The organism is Streptomyces sp. NPDC001204, from assembly GCF_053598035.1.
Genome location: NZ_JBSFJL010000014.1, coordinates 130,928 through 150,375, shown reverse-complemented (window position 1 = coordinate 150,375; position 19,448 = coordinate 130,928). Strand labels below are relative to the sequence as shown.

At 72.4% G+C, this 19,448-nt stretch carries 16 protein-coding genes and 1 pseudogene; 14 read left to right on the top strand and 3 right to left on the bottom strand.

Features of this window, described 5'->3' with window-relative positions; all coding sequences use genetic code 11:
- Positions 1–79: 79 nt before the first annotated feature.
- From rsmI to ACWC91_RS20855, 6 genes are all read left to right on the top strand, one after another.
- The gene (gene rsmI / locus ACWC91_RS20880; RefSeq protein WP_281156057.1) at positions 80–928 is read left to right on the top strand and encodes a 16S rRNA (cytidine(1402)-2'-O)-methyltransferase; all 849 of its coding nucleotides are present in this window, start codon (positions 80–82) and stop codon (positions 926–928) included.
- 238 nt (positions 929–1,166) lie between these two features.
- A complete protein-coding gene (locus ACWC91_RS20875; RefSeq protein ID WP_225074774.1) occupies positions 1,167–1,619 on the top strand; it encodes a hypothetical protein in 453 nt (150 codons plus the stop codon).
- A gap of 59 nt (positions 1,620–1,678) precedes the next feature.
- Positions 1,679–2,557 carry a TatD family hydrolase gene (locus ACWC91_RS20870; protein ID WP_225074775.1) on the top strand — a complete coding sequence of 293 codons (879 nt, stop codon included), beginning with the start codon at positions 1,679–1,681 and terminating at the stop codon, positions 2,555–2,557.
- A gap of 332 nt (positions 2,558–2,889) precedes the next feature.
- Complete coding sequence (locus ACWC91_RS20865) at positions 2,890–4,203, top strand: ubiquitin-like domain-containing protein (RefSeq protein WP_450644142.1); 1,314 nt, start codon at positions 2,890–2,892, stop codon at positions 4,201–4,203.
- A 123-nt stretch (positions 4,204–4,326) separates the two neighbouring features.
- Positions 4,327–5,196 (top strand): 16S rRNA (adenine(1518)-N(6)/adenine(1519)-N(6))-dimethyltransferase RsmA, encoded by an 870-nt coding sequence (rsmA, locus tag ACWC91_RS20860; RefSeq protein ID WP_225074776.1) that lies wholly within the window; start codon positions 4,327–4,329, stop codon positions 5,194–5,196.
- Entirely contained in the window at positions 5,193–6,086 is an 894-nt protein-coding gene (locus ACWC91_RS20855) for a 4-(cytidine 5'-diphospho)-2-C-methyl-D-erythritol kinase (protein WP_450644140.1), read from the top strand. Before rsmA ends, ACWC91_RS20855 begins: the two co-directional genes overlap by 4 nt.
- A 9-nt stretch (positions 6,087–6,095) precedes the next feature.
- Here the strand turns inward: ACWC91_RS20855 and ACWC91_RS20850 are convergent, their stop codons facing one another.
- Positions 6,096–6,713: a Uma2 family endonuclease gene (locus ACWC91_RS20850; protein WP_225074778.1), complete on the bottom strand. Its 618-nt coding sequence runs from the start codon at positions 6,711–6,713 to the stop codon at positions 6,096–6,098.
- A 157-nt stretch (positions 6,714–6,870) separates the two neighbouring features.
- Between ACWC91_RS20850 and ACWC91_RS20845 the strand changes: the two genes are divergently transcribed.
- The 4 genes from ACWC91_RS20845 to ACWC91_RS20830 all read left to right on the top strand — a co-directional run bounded on the left by ACWC91_RS20845 (position 6,871) and on the right by ACWC91_RS20830 (position 13,673).
- On the top strand, positions 6,871–8,685 hold the full coding sequence (locus ACWC91_RS20845) for an ABC-F family ATP-binding cassette domain-containing protein (protein ID WP_225074779.1): 1,815 nt from the start codon (positions 6,871–6,873) through the stop codon (positions 8,683–8,685).
- A gap of 269 nt (positions 8,686–8,954) precedes the next feature.
- Positions 8,955–10,832 carry an outer membrane protein assembly factor BamB family protein gene (locus ACWC91_RS20840; RefSeq protein ID WP_376500230.1) on the top strand — a complete coding sequence of 626 codons (1,878 nt, stop codon included), beginning with the start codon at positions 8,955–8,957 and terminating at the stop codon, positions 10,830–10,832.
- 102 nt (positions 10,833–10,934) lie between these two features.
- Entirely contained in the window at positions 10,935–12,740 is a 1,806-nt protein-coding gene (locus ACWC91_RS20835) for an outer membrane protein assembly factor BamB family protein (protein ID WP_450726000.1), read from the top strand.
- Between the two features lie 261 nt (positions 12,741–13,001).
- The gene (locus ACWC91_RS20830; RefSeq protein WP_225074782.1) at positions 13,002–13,673 is read left to right on the top strand and encodes a helix-turn-helix transcriptional regulator; all 672 of its coding nucleotides are present in this window, start codon (positions 13,002–13,004) and stop codon (positions 13,671–13,673) included.
- 292 nt (positions 13,674–13,965) lie between these two features.
- Here the strand turns inward: ACWC91_RS20830 and ACWC91_RS20825 are convergent.
- Positions 13,966–14,511 (bottom strand): annotated as a pseudogene (locus ACWC91_RS20825) (sodium:solute symporter family transporter); the annotation flags it as partial.
- Positions 14,512–14,725: 214 nt separating this feature from the next.
- On the opposite strand from ACWC91_RS20825, the gene galT reads away from it, so the two are divergent.
- The 3 genes from galT to galK are packed head-to-tail and all read left to right on the top strand — an operon-like array spanning position 14,726 to position 17,907.
- Positions 14,726–15,787 (top strand): galactose-1-phosphate uridylyltransferase, encoded by a 1,062-nt coding sequence (gene galT, locus ACWC91_RS20820; protein ID WP_225074783.1) that lies wholly within the window; start codon positions 14,726–14,728, stop codon positions 15,785–15,787.
- Positions 15,784–16,752: a UDP-glucose 4-epimerase GalE gene (galE, locus tag ACWC91_RS20815; RefSeq protein WP_450643330.1), complete on the top strand. Its 969-nt coding sequence runs from the start codon at positions 15,784–15,786 to the stop codon at positions 16,750–16,752. The genes galT and galE overlap by 4 nt, the downstream gene beginning before the upstream one ends.
- Positions 16,753–17,907, top strand: a complete 1,155-nt coding sequence (galK, locus tag ACWC91_RS20810; protein ID WP_450643328.1) for a galactokinase — start codon at positions 16,753–16,755, stop codon at positions 17,905–17,907.
- A gap of 45 nt (positions 17,908–17,952) precedes the next feature.
- On the opposite strand, the gene ACWC91_RS20805 is transcribed toward galK, so the two are convergent.
- On the bottom strand, positions 17,953–18,396 hold the full coding sequence (locus tag ACWC91_RS20805; RefSeq protein WP_225074786.1) for a GNAT family N-acetyltransferase: 444 nt from the start codon (positions 18,394–18,396) through the stop codon (positions 17,953–17,955).
- Between the two features lie 273 nt (positions 18,397–18,669).
- On the opposite strand from ACWC91_RS20805, the gene ACWC91_RS20800 reads away from it, so the two are divergent.
- Entirely contained in the window at positions 18,670–19,443 is a 774-nt protein-coding gene (locus ACWC91_RS20800; protein WP_225074787.1) for a response regulator transcription factor, read from the top strand.
- The last annotated feature ends 5 nt before the right edge of the window (positions 19,444–19,448 follow it).

Sequence of the window (19,448 nt, the reverse complement as noted above, 5' to 3'; positions counted from 1 at the left end):
CGTTCTGTGTGAGTCCCGCGCATGGCCGGTACCGGCCGGGACGCGTCCGCCCGCGACGGCACTTGAGAGGATGGGGTGCGTGAATGGAATCCTTGTTTTGGCGGGCACTCCCATCGGCGACGTCCAGGACGCGCCGCCCCGGCTCGCGGAGGAGCTGGCCGGCGCGGACGTGGTCGCCGCCGAGGACACCCGGCGGCTGCGCCGGCTCACCCAGGCGCTCGGCGTCACCCCCAAGGGGCGCGTCGTGTCGTACTTCGAGGGCAACGAGTCCGCCCGCACCCCGGAACTGGTCGAGGAACTGCTCGGCGGGGCGCGTGTGCTGCTGGTGACGGACGCGGGCATGCCGTCCGTCTCCGACCCGGGCTACCGGCTGGTCGCGGCCGCCGTGGAGCAGGACGTCCGGGTGACGGCCGTACCGGGCCCGTCCGCCGTGCTCACCGCGCTCGCGCTGTCCGGGCTGCCGGTCGACCGGTTCTGTTTCGAGGGATTCCTGCCGCGCAAGGCGGGCGAGCGGCTGACCCGGCTGCGGGAGGTCGCGGACGAGCGGCGCACGCTGGTCTACTTCGAGGCCCCGCACCGGCTCGACGACACGCTCGCGGCGATGGCCGAGGTGTTCGGCGCCGAGCGGCGGGGCGCCGTGTGCCGGGAGCTGACCAAGACCTACGAGGAGGTGCGGCGCGGCGGGCTCGGGGAACTGGCCGCGTGGGCCGCCGAGGGTGTGCGCGGCGAGATCACCGTCGTGGTCGAGGGGGCGCCCGAGAAGGGACCCGAGGAGATCGGCCCCGAGGAACTGGTGCGGCGGGTGCGGGTGCGCGAGGAGGCCGGGGAACGCCGCAAGGAGGCCATCGCGGCGGTCGCGGCCGAGGCCGGGGTGCCCAAGCGGGAGGTGTTCGACGCGGTGGTCGCCGCCAAGCGCGCGGAGGCGTGAGACCCCGCTCACACCCGCTCTGAGCAGGGCGCATCTCTCATGAGCGGCCGCCCCATGGGGTAGCAAAGAGCCGTCCGGGAAGGCAAAGCGACTTCGGCCGCTGGAGGGACCCTTTGGCAAGCGGGGCCCAAAACGCCTCCAACACTCCCCAGGCCTTGTGCGCCGCCGACGGCGGAGGAGTTCACTGGACGACGGGACGGCAACCGTCCCCTTTGTCCAGCGGACACGAGGAGCTGGCGTGAGCGACATCACAGGGCGGCGGTACGGCCACCGCGGTACGGCCACGGCCGTCGTCAACGAGTCCTACTCCTTCGCCTGCATGAGGTGCGGGCACGGATGGGAGCAGTCGTACGAGATAGAGCACTACACGGACGGCGACGGCAACGAGTGCGTGCGGTACGTGACGGACGGCCGCGTCGTGCCGTCCCCGCTGAGCCGGCCGCGCTGCCAGAACTGCGACGGGCACGTCGTCCGGATCATGATGGCCGGCCGGGTGTCGTCCGCGCAGAGCCATCTGCACCCGCACGAGGAGCGCCGGCACCATCCGGCGCCGTCCGTGGCGAACCAGGTCGGGACGTCCCCGCCGGGGGAGGAGGCGGCGGACCGCGCGCAGGGCACCCGCACCGGCCACGGCGACCACCACTGGCACCTGTCGGACCTGCTGCACCCCTTCCACCGCAAGGCGGGCTGAGCGCCGCCCCGCGACGAGCGGTGGACGATGAGGACCCGCCCCTTCCGTAGGATCGGGGCATGCCTTCGAACGCCGACAAGAACGCGGCGCCCCCGCTTCCGGAGCCGCTCCGGATACCGGTCGCCGACTCCCACACCCACCTCGACATGCAGTCCGGCACGGTCGAGGAAGGCCTGGCCAAGGCCGCGTCGGTGGGCGTGACGACGGTCGTCCAGGTCGGCTGCGACCTCAACGGCTCGCGGTGGGCCGCCGAGACGGCCGCGGCGTACGACAGCGTCCACGCGACGGTCGCCCTGCACCCGAACGAGGCTCCGCGCATCGTCCACGGCGACCCCGACGGCTGGTCGCGGCAGGGCGCGCGCGAGCCGGGCGGGGACGCGGGGCTCGACGAGGCCCTGGCCGAGATCGACCGGCTGGCCGCGCTGCCCCAGGTCAAGGGCGTCGGGGAGACCGGGCTCGACTACTTCCGCACCGGCCCCGAGGGCAAGGCGGCGCAGGAGCGGTCCTTCCGCGCCCATATCGAGATCGCCAAGCGGCACGGCAAGGCCCTCGTCATCCACGACCGGGACGCGCACGCCGACGTCCTGCGCGTCCTCAAGGAGGAGGGCGCCCCCGAGCGGACGGTGTTCCACTGCTACTCGGGCGACGCGGAGATGGCCGAGGTGTGCGCCCGCGCCGGCTACTACATGTCCTTCGCCGGCAACGTCACCTTCAAGAACGCCCAGAACCTGCGGGACGCCCTCGCCGTCGCCCCGCTGGAGCTGGTCCTGGTGGAGACCGACGCGCCCTTCCTGACCCCGGCGCCGTACCGCGGACGGCCCAACGCCCCGTACCTCGTTCCGGTCACGGTGCGTGCGATGGCCGCCGTGCGTGGCATCGACGAGGACACCCTGGCGACGGCACTGGCGGTCAACACGGCCCGCGCTTTCGGCTACTGAGCGCATCCGGAGCGCTTTGGAGAGTGACGGGCGCTCCGCTAGGTTCTGGCCGCGTGAGCGATCTGCGGTACGAGGCGTACGAGACGTACGGCGCATACGAGACCTACGAGACGTATGAGTCCTACGGGCCGTACCACCCGCACGAGCAGTACGGCGGTGCGTACGAGCGGTACAACAACCCGTACCGGCAGGACAACGCGTACCGGCGGTACGGCAGCCCGTACGAGCAGGACAACGCGTACCGGCGGTACGGCGGCCCGTACCAGCGGTACAGCTCGCACGAGCAGTACGAGCAGTACGAGCAGTACGAGCACACCGCACTCCACCACGACGTGCACACCGCGCGGACGCTGCCGTACGGGCCCCACGGGTCGCCGTACGCGGACACGTACGGGCCCGCGTACGAGGCCCTCGGCCGGTCCGCCGCCCACGAGCCCACCCAGCCGGTGCTGCCCCGCCAGACCCGCCGGGCCGAGAGCGCTACGGCGAGCGGCGCGGGGAGCGGCACGCACCGGGGCGCGCGGCGGCGCAGGGCGTGGTACACGGAGCGGCCCGAGGCGTGCGTGCGCCGGCTGCTGCCCCGCGCGCTGGTCGTCGCGTTCCTGGCGGGCGGGACCACCGCGTTCGTCGCCGAGGACAAGGCGATCGAGCTCAGCGTCGACGGCAGCGAGCGCAGCCTGCACACCTTCGCCGACGACGTCTCCGGACTGCTGGCCGACGAGGGTGTGCGGCTCGGGCCGCACGACGTGGTGCTGCCCGACCCCGAGGCCGCGCTCACCAGCGGCGACGAGATCACCGTCCGCCACGGGCGGCCGGTCCGGCTGACACTCGACGGACACCGCCGCGAGGTGTGGACGACGGCGCGCACGGTCGACGAGGCGCTCAGGGAGCTGGGCGTGCGCGCGGAGGGGGCGTATCTGTCGGCCGCGCGCTCGAAGCCCATCGGACGCGCCGGACTCGCGCTCGACGTGCGCACCGAACGTTTGGTGACCGTCATGGCGGACGGCCGCGCCCGCACCGTCCGCACCAACGCGGCGACCGTGCGGGACGTGGTGGAGCAGGCCGGGATCACCCTGCGGGGCCAGGACACCGTCTCCGTGGCGCCGGACAGCTTCCCCCGCGACGGGCAGACGGTCACCGTGCTGCGGATCACCGGGAGCCGGGAGACGCGCGAGGAACTCATCCCGTTCGCCGTGCGACGCACCGCCGACCCGGCCCTGCTCAAGGGGACGGAGGTCGTCGAGCGGGCCGGACGGCCGGGAGTGCGCAGGGTCGAGTACTCCGTGCGCACGGTCAACGGCGTGCGGCAGCGGCCGTGGCTCGTGGAGTCGGAGATGGTGCGCGCGCCGCGGACGCAGATCGTGAAGGTCGGTACCAAGCCCCACCCGCGGTCGGTACGGGGCGCCGACCACCTCGACTGGCAGGGGCTCGCGCAGTGCGAGTCCGGCGGCCGGGCGGACGCCGTGGACGCCTCGGGCACGTACGGCGGCCTGTACCAGTTCGACGAAGACACCTGGCACGGCCTCGGCGGCCGGGGCCGCCCCCAGGACGCGCCCGCGGAGGAGCAGACCTACCGCGCGAAGAAGCTGTACGTGAGCCGGGGGGCGAGCCCCTGGCCCCACTGCGGCGACCGGCTGCGGGGGTAGGCGGGCGGGGCCGCGGGCGGGCCGTTCCCCGCGCGCCGGCCTCCGCTTCGGGCGGCCGCGGGCCGGACCCGGCTTCGGGCGGCCGTGGCAATCACGCCACCTGCGCCCCCGTACCCTTGTGCCGTGAGCAGCCCCGCCCCCGACGCCCTCCTGGGCCCCGCCGACATCCGCGAACTGGCGGCAGCACTCGGCGTACGCCCGACCAAGCAACGCGGCCAGAACTTCGTGATCGACGCGAACACCGTCCGCCGCATCGTCCGCACCGCCGACGTCCACCCCGAGGACGTGGTCGTCGAGGTCGGCCCGGGGCTCGGCTCCCTCACCCTGGCCCTGCTGGAGGCCGCCGACCGGGTCACCGCCGTCGAGATCGACGACGTACTCGCCGCCGCGCTGCCCGCGACCGTCGCCGCCCGCATGCCGGAGCGCGCCGGCCGTTTCGCGCTGGTCCACTCCGACGCGATGCACGTCACCGAGCTGCCGGGCCCCGCGCCCACCGCCCTGGTCGCGAACCTCCCCTACAACGTGGCCGTGCCCGTCCTGCTGCACATGCTCGACACCTTCCCGAGCATCGAGCGCACCCTCGTGATGGTGCAGGCGGAGGTCGCCGACCGGCTCGCCGCGGCGCCCGGCTCGAAGGTGTACGGCGTGCCGTCCGTGAAGGCGAACTGGTACGCCGAGGTCAAGCGGGCCGGGGCGATCGGCCGCAATGTCTTCTGGCCCGCGCCGAACGTCGACAGCGGACTGGTGTCCCTGGTCCGGCGCACGGAACCGCTCGCGACCACCGCCACCAAGCGTGAGGTCTTCGCCGTCGTCGACGCGGCCTTCGCCCAGCGCCGCAAGACCCTGCGCGCCGCGCTCGCCGGGTGGGCCGGGTCGGCCGCGGCGGCGGAGGCGGCCCTGGTCGCCGCCGGGGTCTCCCCGCAGGCGCGGGGCGAGTCGCTGACGGTGGAGGAGTTCGCACGGATCGCCGAGCACAAGGAGACCGGTAAGTGAGCGTCACCGTACGCGTCCCGGCCAAGGTCAATGTCCAGCTCGCGGTCGGCGCCGCCCGTCCCGACGGCTTCCACGACCTGGCGAACGTCTTCCTCGCGGTCGGTCTGTACGACGAGGTCACGGTCACCGAGGCCGACGAGCTGCGCGTGACCTGCGCGGGCGACGACGCCGGCCAGGTCCCCCTGGACCGTACGAACCTCGCCGCCCGCGCCGCCCTCGTCCTCGCCGAACGCCACGGCCGCAGCCCCGACGTGCACATCCACATCGCCAAGGACATCCCGGTCGCCGGGGGCATGGCGGGCGGCAGCGCGGACGGCGCGGGCGCGCTGCTGGCCTGTGACGCACTGTGGGGCACCAACGCCTCCCGCGACGAACTCCTCGGCATCTGCGCCGAGTTGGGCAGCGACGTGCCGTTCAGTCTGGTCGGTGGGGCGGCGCTGGGCACCGGGCGCGGGGAGAAGCTGCGCCCGCTGGAGGTCGGCGGCACCTTCCACTGGGTGTTCGCGATGGCCGACGGAGGGCTGTCCACACCGGCGGTGTTCCGCGAGTTCGACCGGCTGAACGAGGGCGTCCGGATCCCGGAGCCGACCGCCTCCGAGGACCTGCTGGCCGCGCTGGAGAAGGGGGACGTGGCCGCCCTCGCCGCCGCGCTCTCCAACGACCTCCAGCCCGCCGCGCTCTCCCTGCGCCCGTCGCTGGCGGACACCCTCGCGGCCGGCCGCGAGGCGGGGGCCCTGGCGGGCCTGGTGTCGGGGTCGGGGCCGACGACGGCGTTCCTCGTGGCGGACGCCGAGTCGGCGGGGACGGTGGCGCGAGCCCTGCGGGAGTCCGGCACGTGCCGCGCGGTACGCGTGGCGGCGGGGCCCGCGCCGGGGGCCACGGTGCTCTGAGCGGCCCGGTCAGAGGGTGTCGATCTCCGTCAGGTCGATGTCGATGTCGAAGGGGACGGAGAGCTTCAGACGGTCGTGGTGGATTCCGGTGACGATGTAGGTCTTGGTGACCGGATCGCGTTCGTACACGTAGACGACCGGCCGCTCCTCCTCGCCCACCATCTCCACCAGCCAGAAGTGGTCGATGCCCGCGGCGGCGTACTTGCGCGGCTTGGTGTCGCGATCGCGGGACTCGGAGTCGGGCGAGACCACTTCCACGGCGAGGACGACGTCGGAGGCCCGGAAGGACGTCTGGCTGCGGCTGGTCACCGCCTCAGCGCGGATCACGGAGACATCCGGTTCCGGCCCGTTCTTGCGGTCGATGACGACGGTCATCTCCCGGGTGACTTTCAGCCTCGGTGGAGTCGTCCGGCGCAGGCCGCTCACCAGCAGGTCGATGACAATGCTGTGGAAATAGCGCTGCGGACTCACGAAGACCAGGCTCCCGTCGATCATCTCGGTGTGCGGCGGGAGGCCGGGCAGCGTGTGCAGGTCGTCCACGGTCCAGCCGTCCTGAGGCGGCATCGGCCACCGGGACGCCGGCTCGGGCTCGGGCACGGTCACCTCGGGGATGGGCTCGGCAGTCATGGTTCCTCCCATGGCGGGATCCTGGGCCCTGCCTTCCCACCGTAGCGGCCGTATCCCGATCATGTCATCACAAAGAGTGACCGTTCTCTCGCGCACCGTCCCCTGCTCGCGAGGCCCTACGCTAGAAAGCTGACCGACCCCCGCGCACAGGAGTGAAATGGCCGTCAACCTGGTCAATGTCGAGAACGTCAGCAAGGTGTACGGCACGCGCGCCCTGCTCGACGGTGTCTCGCTCGGTGTGTCCGAAGGGGACCGGATCGGGGTCGTCGGACGCAACGGTGACGGCAAGACCACGCTGATCCGGATGCTGGCCAGGCTGGAGGGAGCCGACACCGGACGGGTCACGCACTCCGGCGGACTGCGGCTCGGGGTGCTCACGCAGCACGACTCCCTCGACCCGGAGGCCACCGTCCGCCACGAGGTCATCGGGGACATGGCCGACCACGAGTGGGCGGGCAACGCCAAGGTCAGGGATGTCCTGACCGGACTGTTCGGCGGGCTCGACCTGCCGGGCTTCCCCAAGGGCCTCGACACCGTCATCGGACCGCTGTCCGGCGGTGAGCGGCGGCGGATCGCACTCGCCAAGCTGCTCATCGAGGAGCAGGACCTGCTCGTCCTGGACGAGCCCACCAACCATCTCGACGTCGAGGGCATCTCCTGGCTGGCCCGGCACCTGCGCGAGCGCCGCTCCGCGCTGGTGTGCGTCACCCACGACCGGTGGTTCCTCGACCAGGTCTGCACCCGCATGTGGGACGTGCAGCGCGGGGCGGTGTACGAGTACGAGGGCGGTTACTCCGACTACGTCTTCGCCCGCGCCGAACGCGAGCGCATCGCCGCCTCCGAGGAGGCCAAGCGGCAGAACCTGATCCGCAAGGAACTGGCCTGGCTGCGGCGCGGCGCCCCCGCCCGCACCTCCAAGCCGCGCTTCCGCGTGGAGGCCGCCAACGAGCTGATCAAGGACGTGCCGCCGCCGCGGGACAGCAGCGAGCTGATGAAGTTCGCCTCCTCCCGGCTGGGCAGGACCGTCCTCGACCTCGAGGACGTCACCGTGCAGGCCGGGCCCAAGGTGCTGCTCAAGCACGTCACCTGGCACCTCGGGCCGGGTGACCGGATCGGTCTCGTCGGCGTCAACGGCGCCGGGAAGACCTCCTTGCTGCGGGCCATGGCGGACGCCGCCCGCACCGAGGGCGAGGCACAGCCCGTCGGCGGGCGGATCGCCGTCGGGAAGACCGTGAAGCTCGCCTACCTCTCCCAGGAGGTCGCCGAACTCGACCCGGACTGGCGGGTCCTCGAGGCCGTGCAGCAGGTGCGCGAGCGCGTCGACCTCGGCAAGGGGCGGGAGATGACCGCCGGGCAGCTGTGCGAGACGTTCGGCTTCGGCAAGGAGAAGCAGTGGACGCCGGTGGGCGACCTGTCCGGCGGTGAGCGGCGGCGTCTGCAACTGCTGCGCCTGCTCATGGACGAGCCCAACGTGCTCTTCCTCGACGAGCCCACCAACGACCTCGACATCGAGACCCTCACCCAGCTCGAGGACGTCCTCGACGGCTGGCCCGGCTCGATGATCGTCATCTCCCACGACCGCTTCTTCGTCGAGCGCACCACCGACACGGTGTACGCGCTCCTCGGCGACGGCGCGCTGCGGATGCTGCCGCGCGGCATCGACGAGTACCTGGAGCGGCGGCAGCGGATGGAGCAGCAGGCGGCGGCCGCCGCCCCGGTCCCGTCGGCCGTCGCCGAGCAGGCCGCGCCCGAGCGGAGCGCCGCCGAACTGCGCGCCGCGAAGAAGGAACTGCAGAAGATCGAGCGGCAGTTGGACCGGATCTCCGAGAAGGAGTCCACGCTGCACACGCGGATCGCCGAGCACGCCACCGACTTCGCGAAGGTCGCCGAACTCGACGCCGAGCTGCGCGCGTTGGCGGGGGAACGGGAGGAACTGGAGATGCGCTGGCTCGAACTCGCCGAGGACGCGTAGCGCTGCGGGCGGTCCCGTCGGGGGCGGGGCGCACGCGTCGTGTGAACGCGGCGTGGCGGTTTTCTGGAGGAGAGTCCCCCGGGTCCGCCACGCATAACGGGCGCGTCACGGGCCGGTCCTCCCTTGGGAACAGGGGCCGACGCGGCCCGGTGGCGGGCAGGTTGCGAGTGATAGGAATGAGCCGTCCGGGGACTTTCCCGGACGGCTCTGGGTTCTTCGGGTACCTCAGGGCGTGGCTAAAAAGCAGTGATTGAGGGGGAAGCGCGCTGATGTCTCAGCCGCCCAGCCGGCCGCCCCAGGGCGGCTTCGGAGCACCGCAGGATCAGCCGCATCAGCCGCAGGACCAGCCGCCGCAGCCCGGCGGCTTCGGGCCGCCGCAGACCCCACCGGCGCAGGGCGGTTTCGGAGCTCCCCAGGACCCGTCGGCGCAGGGCGGTTTCGGTGCCCCCCAGGACCCGCGCCAGGCCACGCCCCCGCCCCCGGCCCAGCCGCCGCAGACCCCGCCGCCCCCGCCCGCCGGACCGCCGCAGCCCGGCTACGGCTACCCGCAGCAGCCCGGTCCCTACGCCCAGCCCGGCCCCTACGGCGCGCCCGCCGCACCCGGCCCGTACGGGCAGCCGCAGCAGCCGGGGCCGTACGGGCAGCAGCCCGGCTACGGCTACCCGCAGCAGCCGTACTTCGGGGGCGCGCCCGGTACCCCGCCCCCCGGCGGCTCCGGCAGCCCGTTCAAGGGCAGGACCGCGGCCATCATCGGCGCCGCGGTGGCCGCCGTGCTCGTCGCCGGTGTCACGGTCTGGGCCGTCAGCGGCGACGACGGCGGCAAGAAGCCGGTCGCCGACGCGAGCGGCGACGCGAAGCCCTCGAAGTCCGCCGCCTCCGACGCCCCGGTCGACCCCGGTGACGGCAGCGGCGACGGCAAGGGGGAGACGGAGGACCTCAACGCGGGCCGCAAGTCCGGCGAGGCCAGGGTGCTCTGGTACAAGGAGGCGCCCGCCGCGCCCGGTGGCGGCGCCGAGGCCCCCGGTATGTGGATCACCGGCAGGACGGCGGTGAAGGCGGCGTACAAGCAGGTCTTCGCCTACAACGTCGGTGACGGCGGGCCCACCTGGGAACCGATCACGTTCCCGGAGAAGATCTGCGCGGTGACACCGCAGAAGACGGCCGACGACAAGGTGGTCGTGGCCTACATGAGCGGCAGCAGCGACCGCGCCAAGTGCAACCAGCTCCAGCAGATCGACCTGAACACCGGCGCGAAGGGCTGGACCGTCAAGGTCGAGGACGGCGAGCTGTTCGACAGCACGCTCACCATCGAGATGACCGTGGCCGGCAAGACGCTGATGGTGGGCCGCTCGCAGTCGGGCACGGCGTACGACGTCGACAGCGGCAAGAAGCTCTTCGACAAGCGGCGCTACGGCCAGGCCTGCTTCCCCGGCGCCTTCGCGGGCGGTGCCCGGCTGATCTCCGTGGCGTCCTGCGGGGCCGGCGGTTCGAACGAGCACGACGAGGTGCAGGAACTCGACCCCGCGACCGGCGCGGTCAGGTGGACCAAGAAGATCCCCAAGGACTGGTCGGTCGAGCGTGTCTACTCCGTCGACCCGGTGGTCGTGTACTCGGTGGACAAGGACAAGAAGCACTGGAACATCTCGACGCTGAGCGGCGGCGCCATCCGTTCCCAGGTGGACACCAAGTCGAACTTCAACGCCCAGTGCGGCTGGGCCATCCTCGCCCGTAACCTCCAGGGCTGCCAGGCCGTCGCCTCCGACGCCGACACCCTCTACCTGCCCACCGACGTCACCACCGGCGCCAACGAGATCGTCGCCCTCAACCTCGCCACCGGCAAGGAGAAGTGGCGTGTGAAGTCCCCGACGGACACCTCGATGATGCCGCTCAAGGTGGAGAACGGGCAGCTCATCGTGTACGTCGAGCCGTCGTACGACGCGGGCGGCCAGATCGTGTCCGTGGCGACGGCTGGCTCGGCCCACACTCCGGTCAAGCTGCTCCAGAACCCGGAGGGCACCGCGTCGATCGAGAACGGCTTCTACTCGCGGGCCGTCGACTGGGTCGACGGACGCTTCTACCTCTCCACCACCCGGCTGCGCGGAAAGGCCGACACGAAGGAGAAGCTGATGCTCGCCTACGGCAAGTGAGCCCGGCCGGCCGCGCCACGCGCGGCCGGCGCCGCACGCCGTTCCGGCCACCCGGCTTCCCCGTCGTCCCGCCCCCTCCGCTTCCCCCGAGGTGCACCCGCCATGTCCCAGCCGCCCCCGCCGCCCAACCAGCCGCCGCAGCCCGGCGGCTTCGGCCCGCCGCGGGACCAGCAGCCGCAGCAGCCCGCACAACCTCCGCAGACGCCGCCCGTGGGCGGTCCGGACTTCGCCAAGTCCCCCCAGCCGGCGCCGGGTTACGGCTACCCGCAGACACCGCAGGGCGCCCCGCAGACGCCGCCGCCCCCCGCCGGACCTCCGCAGTCCCAGTCCGGCTACGGCTACCCGGGCCTGCAGCCGAACCCCTACGCCCAGTCCGCCACCGCGCAGCCGAACCCGTACGGCGCCCAGCAGCCCGGGTACGGCTATCCCGGCCGGCCGCCGACCGTGCCGGTGCAGCCGCAGGCCGGAGGCCGGAAGATCAACGCCCAGGTGGTGATGATCGTCTCGACCGTCGTCGTGATCGCGCTGATCATCGGCACCGGCATCTGGTACTCGAACAGGTCCGACGGCGGCAAGCAGGACACCGCCAGTTCCAGCGGTGGCACCGGCGGCAAGGGAGACGACGGGAAGTCCGCCTCCGGCGGCACGGAGAAGGCGCCGTCCGACCCGGCCGCCAAGGTCCTCTACCAGGTGCCGATGCCCGAGGTGAGCGACCTGGTCACCACCACCGGCTCGTGGCTCACGGACAAGGCGTACGTCAAGAGCGGCGTCGCCGAGGTCGTCGGCTACGACCGGGACAAGGGCACCAAGCTGTGGACGATCGAGCTGCCCGGCCCGGTGTGCGAGGCCAGCAAGCACGCCACCCCGGAGGGCAGGACGGCGATCGTCTACGAGCCGGCCATGCCGACCAAGGACAAGCCCACGCACGGCTGCAGCCAGGTCGCGGCGATCGACCTGGACGCCGGAAAGAAGCTGTGGACGCAGACCGTCAAGTCCGGTGACCAGCCCGTCAGGCTCGACAACGTCACCGTCAGCGGCGGCACGGTCGCCGTGGGCGGCACCAGCGGCGGCGCCGCCTTCGACATCGCGGACGGCAAGGCCCTGTGGGCCCCGAAGGCGGCCGACACCTGCTACGACGCCGGGTACGGCGGTGGTGCGAAGCTGGTCGCGGTGCGCAAGTGCGGCCAGTACGGGCAGCGTCAGCTGCACATCCAGACGATCGACCCGAAGTCCGGCAAGGTGATCTCGGAGTACAAGATGTCGCAGGGCATCGAGTACGCCGCGATCGTCTCGACCGCCCCGCTCGTCGTGGCCGCCGACGTGGGCCAGAGCGCGGGCGACGGCAGCGGCATCTCGGACTTCTTCTCCATCGACAACGGGACCGGCAAGCTGCGCGCCCACATCTCGGCGCCCGGCGACACCTACGCGGCCCGCTGCGACGGCATCAGCAGGGTCGAGGACTGCCGGGGCCTCGCGGTCGGCAACGACCGGCTGTACGTGCCCACCGAGGACCACGACGGCAGCGAAGAGTTCCGCAAGACCAACGAGGTCGTCGCGTTCGACCTCGGCACCGGAAAGCAGACCGGCCAGCGCGCCGACGCGGGCGACGGCTACCACATCTACCCGCTGCGCATGGACGGCGCCGACGTCATCGCGTACAAGAGCCCGCCCTACGACAAGGGCGGCCAGATCGTCAGCATCGACGGCGGCAGTTTCAAGCAGACCAGGCTGCTGGAGAACCCGGCCTCGCGGGACGTGCGCGACGCGGAGACCTCCATGTCCCCGGACCGCGCGGAGTTCCTCTACTCCCAGGGTCACCTCTACATGTCGTCGATCTACGCCCGCAAGGCGTCGTCCTCGTCCCTCGGCAAGGACTACCTGGCGCTGGCCTTCGGAGCGGGCGGCTGATCCGCCGCACGGCCGGAACGAGACGGCCCCGTCCCCGACCGGGGGCGGGGCCGTGCGCGTACCACTCAACTCCCCCGCATGACCCTCGAAATGACTTTTGAATGCGAGGAATGCGAAAAGTCCGCCGATCCGGGGGTACTTCTCGCCGGTAGGGGCAGCGCGACGTCGAACAAGCGTGTAGCTTCCGGGGGCATGACGGGCGGGCGTGCCGGGGGGCCGCCGCCCGGGGCTGTGGACATCCTTGGGGGGACTGGGGGCTCGATGGGAGTGCGGCTCATGGTGGTCGACGACCACCGGCTACTGGCCGAGGCGCTGGCCTCGGCGCTGAAGCTGCGCGGACACCGCGTGCTCGCCGCCGCGGCGCCGGCCGCGGGCGCGGCGGACCTGGTGATCAACCGCGCTCCGGAGGTGTGCCTGCTGGGCACGGCGACACCGGCCGAGCCCGGCATCTTCGACCCGGTGGTGAAGATCAAGCGGGAGCGCCCGCAGGTCGCGGTGGTCGTGCTCGGCCCGGTTCCGTCCCCGCGCGGCATCGCGGCCGCCTTCGCGGCGGGGGCCTCGGGATACGTACGCCATGACGAGCGCATCGAGGGCGTCGAGCGGGCGATCATCAAGGCGAGGGCGGGCGAGGCCGCCGTCGCCCCCCAACTCCTCCAGGGCGCCTTCGGCGAGTTGCTGAACCCCGCCGCCCCACCGGACGACGAGGGCCAGCGTCTGCTGCGGATGCTCACCCCGCGCGAGGTGGAGGTCCTGGTCCGGGTCGCCGAGGGCGAGGACACCCGCCTGATCGCGGCCGGCATGGGCATCGCCCCCAGCACGGCCCGGACCCACGTCCAACGGGTCCTGATGAAGCTCGGGGTGGGCTCGCGGCTGGAGGCGGCGGCCCTGGCCGCCCGCACCGGCCTGCTGGACCGCGCGGGCCCGCTGCCGTGACCCCGTCGTCCGGCCCGGCTCTCCCGCGCCGGACGGGGGCGCCCGGGTCACCTGCTCTCTTGCGAGGAGGCCCGCCGTTCAGACCGGGTAGGAATCGCATCGTGTGACAGCGGCGCGGAGTGCCGCCGCATCCGGATTCCAGGGCGCGGAGCGCCCTGACGGCCCGACCGGTGGAGCCGGTCGAACTCGAACGCGCGTGCCTGGCGTTCGCTGATCGGGGTGATCGCATCGGTGGAGGGGTGCGACTGTTCGGGTGTCGCGCGTACGGTCGCATGGTGGGTGCCGGGTGATCGGCGAGGACGAAGAAGCCGGCGACCACGATCGCCACCCACTGCGGCCGGCCCAGCAGCGCCTCGACGACGACCGCGAGGGCGTAGAGGTTCACGCCGGCGATCAGGACGGCGGCGAAGGCGAACAGGGTCGAACTGCGCAGATGCGCCGGCCTGTCGAAGCGCAGCGGCAGGAACTCGGGTACCGACCGCACCTTGGAGCCGTAGGAGAAGGGCATCATCACCAGACCCAGGAAGACCATGGCCGGGATGGTGCCGATCCAGTACCAGTGCACGGTGTACGCGCCGTACTGGGCGCTGTTGGCCGCCATGCCGAGGATCTCGGCGGCGGCCAGGTTGGCGGAGATGAACGCGAGACCGGTGATCCAGGCGGGCAGGGAGCGTCCGGAGAGGAAGAAGTCGAGGCTGGTCCTCACCGAGCGGCGGGCGGCGAAGCCGATGCCGAGGACCACGGCGAAGTAGATCGCGAGGATCGCGTGGTCGAGTCCGTTCGTGGGGAGTCGTAGTCCTGCCGCCGGATGCACGGGTGGGGATGTGGGGGTTTGCATGTGAACTCACTTCGCCGCGCGAACTGGTCCAGCGGGAACCTACGCCTCCACGTTCAGTAATTGAACATTTTTGTTGAGGGGCTTTGTTCGATCGTGATCTAAAAGGGGGTGGTGAATTGTGAAGTGTTATGTTTGATTGTGTTGGGGTGGTCGAGTGCCGACGGGGTGTGGGCTCGCGGACCGGCGGCCCGGGGACCAGTAGGGAGTTCCGGCAGTGAAGAAGACCTCGACCCGGCTGGCCGACGGTCGTGAGCTCGTCTACTACGACCTGCGGGACGACACCGTGCGCGACGCGGTGGACCGGCGCCCGCTGGAGCCGACGGTCACCACCTCGGAGGTGCGCCGGGACGTGCTGCTCGGCGACGCGGTCGCCGTCGCCTCCCACCGCCAGGGCCGCACCTACCACCCGCCGGCCGACGAGTGCCCCCTGTGCCCGTCCACGGGTGACCGCCTGAGCGAGATCCCCGACTCCTCCTACGACGTGGTGGTCTTCGAGAACCGCTTCCCCTCGCTGACCGGCGACCTCGGCCGCTGCGAGGTCGTCTGCTTCACCTCGGACCACGACGCCTCGTTCGCCGGCCTGAGCGAGCGGCAGGCCCGGCTGGTCCTGGACGCGTGGACGGACCGCACCGCGGAGCTGTCCCGACTGCCCTCCGTGGAGCAGGTGTTCTGCTTCGAGAACCGCGGATCCGAGATCGGCGTGACGCTGGGGCACCCGCACGGCCAGATCTACGCCTACCCCTTCACCACCCCGCGCACCGCGCTGATGCTGCGCTCACTTGCGGCGCACCAGGAGGCCACCGGCGGGGAGAACCTCTTCGACGCGGTCCTGGAGCGCGAACTGGCCGGCGAGCGGGTGGTCGTCGAGGGCGACCACTGGGTGGCCTTCGTGCCGTACGCCGCGCACTGGCCCTACGAGGTCCACCTGTACCCCCGGCGCCGGGTCCCCGACCTGCTCGGACTCGACGAGGCGGCGCGCGCGGAGTTCCCCGGGATCTATCTGGACCTGTTGCGGCGCTTCGACCGGCTCTTCGGCGAGGGCGCCCCGCCGACGCCGTACATCGCGGCCTGGCACCAGGCGCCGCTCGGCGTGCCGGCCGGGTTCGGCGGTGTCACGCGCGACGACTTCGCGCTCCACCTCGAGCTTTTCACCATCCGCCGCACTTCCGGCAAGCTGAAGTTTCTCGCGGGTTCCGAGTCCGGCATGAACGTGTTCATCAACGACGTGCCGCCGGAGCGTGCGGCCGAGCGACTGCGGGAGGTAGCGGGTTCATGAGCAGGAAGTACCTGGTGACGGGCGGCGCGGGCTACGTCGGCAGCGTGGTCGCCCAGCACCTGCTGGAGGCCGGTCACGAGGTCGTCGTGCTCGACAACCTGTCCACCGGCTTCCGTGCGGGCGTGCCCGCGGGCGCCTCCTTCGTAGAGGGCGACATCCGGGACGCCGCCAAGTGGCTGGATCCCTCCTTCGCCGGGGTGCTGCACTTCGCCGCCTTCTCCCAGGTGGGCGAGTCGGTGGTGAAGCCGGAGAAGTACTGGGAGAACAACGTCGGCGGCACGATGGCCCTGCTCGCCGCGATGCGCGAGGCCGGCGTACGCACGCTGGTCTTCTCCTCCACGGCGGCGACCTACGGCGAACCGGAGCGGGTCCCGATCGTCGAGACGGCCCCCACCCGGCCCACCAACCCCTACGGCGCCTCCAAGCTCGCCGTCGACCACATGATCGCCGGCGAGGCGGCGGCCCACGGCCTGGGCGCGGTCTCGCTGCGCTACTTCAACGTGGCCGGCGCGCACGGCGCGTACGGCGAACGCCACGACCCGGAGTCGCACCTGATCCCGCTGGTCCTCCAGGTCGCCCGGGGCAGGCGGGAGGCGATCTCCGTCTACGGCGACGACTACCCGACCCCGGACGGCACCTGCGTACGCGACTACATCCATGTGGCGGACCTCGCCGAGGCCCATCTGCTGGCCCTGGACGCGGCCCGGCCCGGCGAGCACCTGGTGTGCAACCTCGGCAACGGCAACGGCTTCTCCGTCCGCGAGGTCGTCGAGACCGTCCGGCGGGTCACCGGCCACCCCGTTCCGGAGGTCGTGGCCCCGCGCCGGGCCGGCGACCCGGCGGTCCTGGTCGCCTCGGCGGCGGCCGCCCGCGAAAAGCTCGGCTGGAACCCGTCCCGCACGGATCTCGCGGGTATCGTCGCGGATGCCTGGGAGTTCGCGCAGCACATCGCAAGGGAGCGCTAAGTGGGGGCACTTGAGGTCCGGGAAGGCTTCACCGAGCTGTACGGCGCCGAGCCGGAGGGGGTCTGGGCGGCGCCGGGCCGCGTCAACCTGATCGGCGAGCACACCGACTACAACGACGGCTTCGTGATGCCCTTCGCGCTGCCGCACGTCACGACCGCCGCGGTCGCGCGCCGCGACGACGGCGTGCTGCGGCTGCACTCGGCCGATGTGCCGGGACCGCCGGTGGAACTGCGGGTCGACGACCTGGCCCCGGAGTCCGACCGGAACTGGACCGGCTACCCGGCGGGCGTGGTCTGGGCCCTGCGCGAGGCGGGCCACGAGGTGACCGGCGCGGACGTCCACCTGGCGTCGACGGTCCCCACGGGCGCCGGCCTGTCCTCCTCCGCGGCCCTGGAGGTCGTGGTCGCCCTGGCCCTGAACGACCTCTACGCCCTGGGCCTGAAGGGCTGGCAACTGGCCCGCCTGTGCCAGCGCGCCGAGAACGTCTACGTCGGCGCCCCCACCGGCATCATGGACCAGACCGCCTCGGCCTGCTGCGAGTCGGGCCACGCCCTGTTCCTGGACACCCGCGACCTGTCCCAGCGTCAGATCCCCTTCGACCTGGCTTCCGAGGGCCTGTGCCTGCTGGTCGTCGACACCCGGGTCCAGCACGCCCACAGCGGCGGCGAGTACGGCAGGCGCCGCGCGGGCTGCGAGAAGGGCGCGGCCCTGCTGGGCGTGGACGCCCTGCGCGACATCCCCTACGACGGCCTGGACGCGGCGCTGGCCGACCTGGCCGGCGAGGAGGAGGTGGCCCGGCTGGTCCGCCACGTCGTCACCGAGGACGAGCGGGCGGAACGGGTGGTGTCCCTCCTGGAGTCGGGCGACATCCGGTCGATCGGCCCGATCCTGACCGAGGGCCACGCCTCCCTGCGCGACGACTTCCGCGTCTCCTGCCCGGAGCTGGACCTGGTCGTCGACACGGCCCTCGCCTCCGGCGCCCTCGGCGCCCGGATGACCGGCGGCGGCTTCGGCGGCTCGGCGATCGTCCTGACCGACACCTCCGACGTTCCCGCCCTCACCAAGGCGATCGAACATTCCTTCACCGCCGCGGGCCACCGGACGCCGCGCGTCTTCGAGGCGGTTCCCTCGGCGGGCGCGAGACGGCTGGCCTGACGGAACGGGCGCGGGCGCGGGTCCCGCCGTCGGGAGCCGGTTCGGTCAGGGCAGGCGTTTGATCATGGTGTACTCGGTGATCCCCGGCGGATAGTCGGGGATCGCGCACACCACCTTGTAGTCGTGCCTGCGGTAGAAGTCCGGGGCCTGGAAGTCCCAGGTCTCCAGGCGGGCGGCGACGCAGGCGCGTTCGCGGTGGGCGATGCGTTCGGCGCGGGTCAGCAGGCGGGATCCGAGGCCCGTCCCGCGGTGGGGGTCGTCGACCCAGAGGTGGGTCACATGCAGCCAGGTCGCCCAGGTGTGGCCCACCAGTCCGCCCGCCAGATCGCCGGAGTCGTCCAACGCCCAGAGATGGATGGGGACTTCCCGGACGGCGGGGGTTCTGCGCAGGGCGTCGATGAGCGGGGAGGCCGCCGTGTTCGTGTCGCGGAGGCGGGAGCGGAGCAGATCGTGCCGCGCTTTGTCGACTTCTGCCTCAATACGAAACATGCGGCACACCCTAAACGCGTCGGCCGGTCAGTTCTGCGAATTGCCTTCCCCTCCGGGCCGCCGGTCGTACCCTGATGAGCGGCACCGGTGGGGGCCGGTGCTGGTCAGGGGGCGAGAGGGCTCGGGCAGGACACCGGGGCGGGGTGGCGGTCCGGTACGGCGAGGGCCGTACGACCGCGCTCGGCCCCGGGCGTCGGGTCCGTGCCGCTCGGAGTTCTCCGGCGATGGGAGACTCCCCTGCTCCGACCAGGAGCGTGGGGAAGGGGGTTTTCAGTGGTTCGTGTCCGAGTCCTGGTCGTCGACGACCACCGCATCTTCGCCGAGTCGCTCGCCGCCGCCCTGGCCGCCGAGCCCGACGTCGAGGTGTCCGCGGCCGGCTCCGGTCCGGCGGCACTGCGCTGCCTGGAGCGGGCGGCCGCCGACGGCCGCCGCTTCGACGTCGTGCTCGTCGACGCCGACCTCGGCGGCACCGTCCCCGGGGCCCGGCCCGCCGTCCCGGTGCGGGAGGGTGACGAGGACGGGCTGGTGGACGGGATATCCCTGGTCGCGGGGGTGCGGGGGGCCCAGCCGGGGGTGCGGACCGTCGTACTCGCCGAGAAGGACGACCCGCGCCGCGCCGCGCTCGCCCTCCAGGCCGGCGCCTGCGGCTGGGTCGCCAAGGACTGCTCGCTGTCCCGGCTGCTCACCGTCATCCGCGGAGTCCTGCGCGACGAGACCCATCTGCCGCCCGCCCTGCTCACCGGTGTGCTGCGGGAGCTGACCGCCGCCCGCAAGCACCGCACCGAGAGCGAGCGCCTGGTGGAGTCGCTGACCCCGCGCGAGCGGGAGGTGCTGCGCTGCATGGTCGCGGGGCTGGGCCGCAAGGCCGTCGCCGAGCGGCTGTACCTGTCCCCGCACACCGTGCGCACCCATATGCAGAACGTCCTGGGCAAGCTCGGCGTGCACTCCACGCTGGCCGCCGTGGCACTGGCCCGCCGGGCCGGGGTGGGGCCGGCCGACCTGGCGCCCGCCGGGCGGATCGGGGTGGAGGAAAGCAGCAGCGCCTGACCCGG

Excerpts from the sequence above, each read along its gene's own strand:
- ACWC91_RS20845 (WP_225074779.1), top strand. The coding sequence starts at position 6,871 with ATGGCCGTCAACCTGGTCAATGTCGAGAACGTCAGCAAGGTGTACGGC.
- ACWC91_RS20840 (WP_376500230.1), top strand. The coding sequence starts at position 8,955 with ATGTCTCAGCCGCCCAGCCGGCCGCCCCAGGGCGGCTTCGGAGCACCG.
- galE (WP_450643330.1), top strand. The coding sequence starts at position 15,784 with ATGAGCAGGAAGTACCTGGTGACGGGCGGCGCGGGCTACGTCGGCAGC.
- ACWC91_RS20835 (WP_450726000.1), top strand. The coding sequence starts at position 10,935 with ATGTCCCAGCCGCCCCCGCCGCCCAACCAGCCGCCGCAGCCCGGCGGC.
- ACWC91_RS20830 (WP_225074782.1), top strand. The coding sequence starts at position 13,002 with ATGGGAGTGCGGCTCATGGTGGTCGACGACCACCGGCTACTGGCCGAG.
- ACWC91_RS20805 (WP_225074786.1), bottom strand. The coding sequence starts at position 18,396 with ATGTTTCGTATTGAGGCAGAAGTCGACAAAGCGCGGCACGATCTGCTC.
- ACWC91_RS20870 (WP_225074775.1), top strand. The coding sequence starts at position 1,679 with ATGCCTTCGAACGCCGACAAGAACGCGGCGCCCCCGCTTCCGGAGCCG.
- ACWC91_RS20850 (WP_225074778.1), bottom strand. The coding sequence starts at position 6,713 with ATGACTGCCGAGCCCATCCCCGAGGTGACCGTGCCCGAGCCCGAGCCG.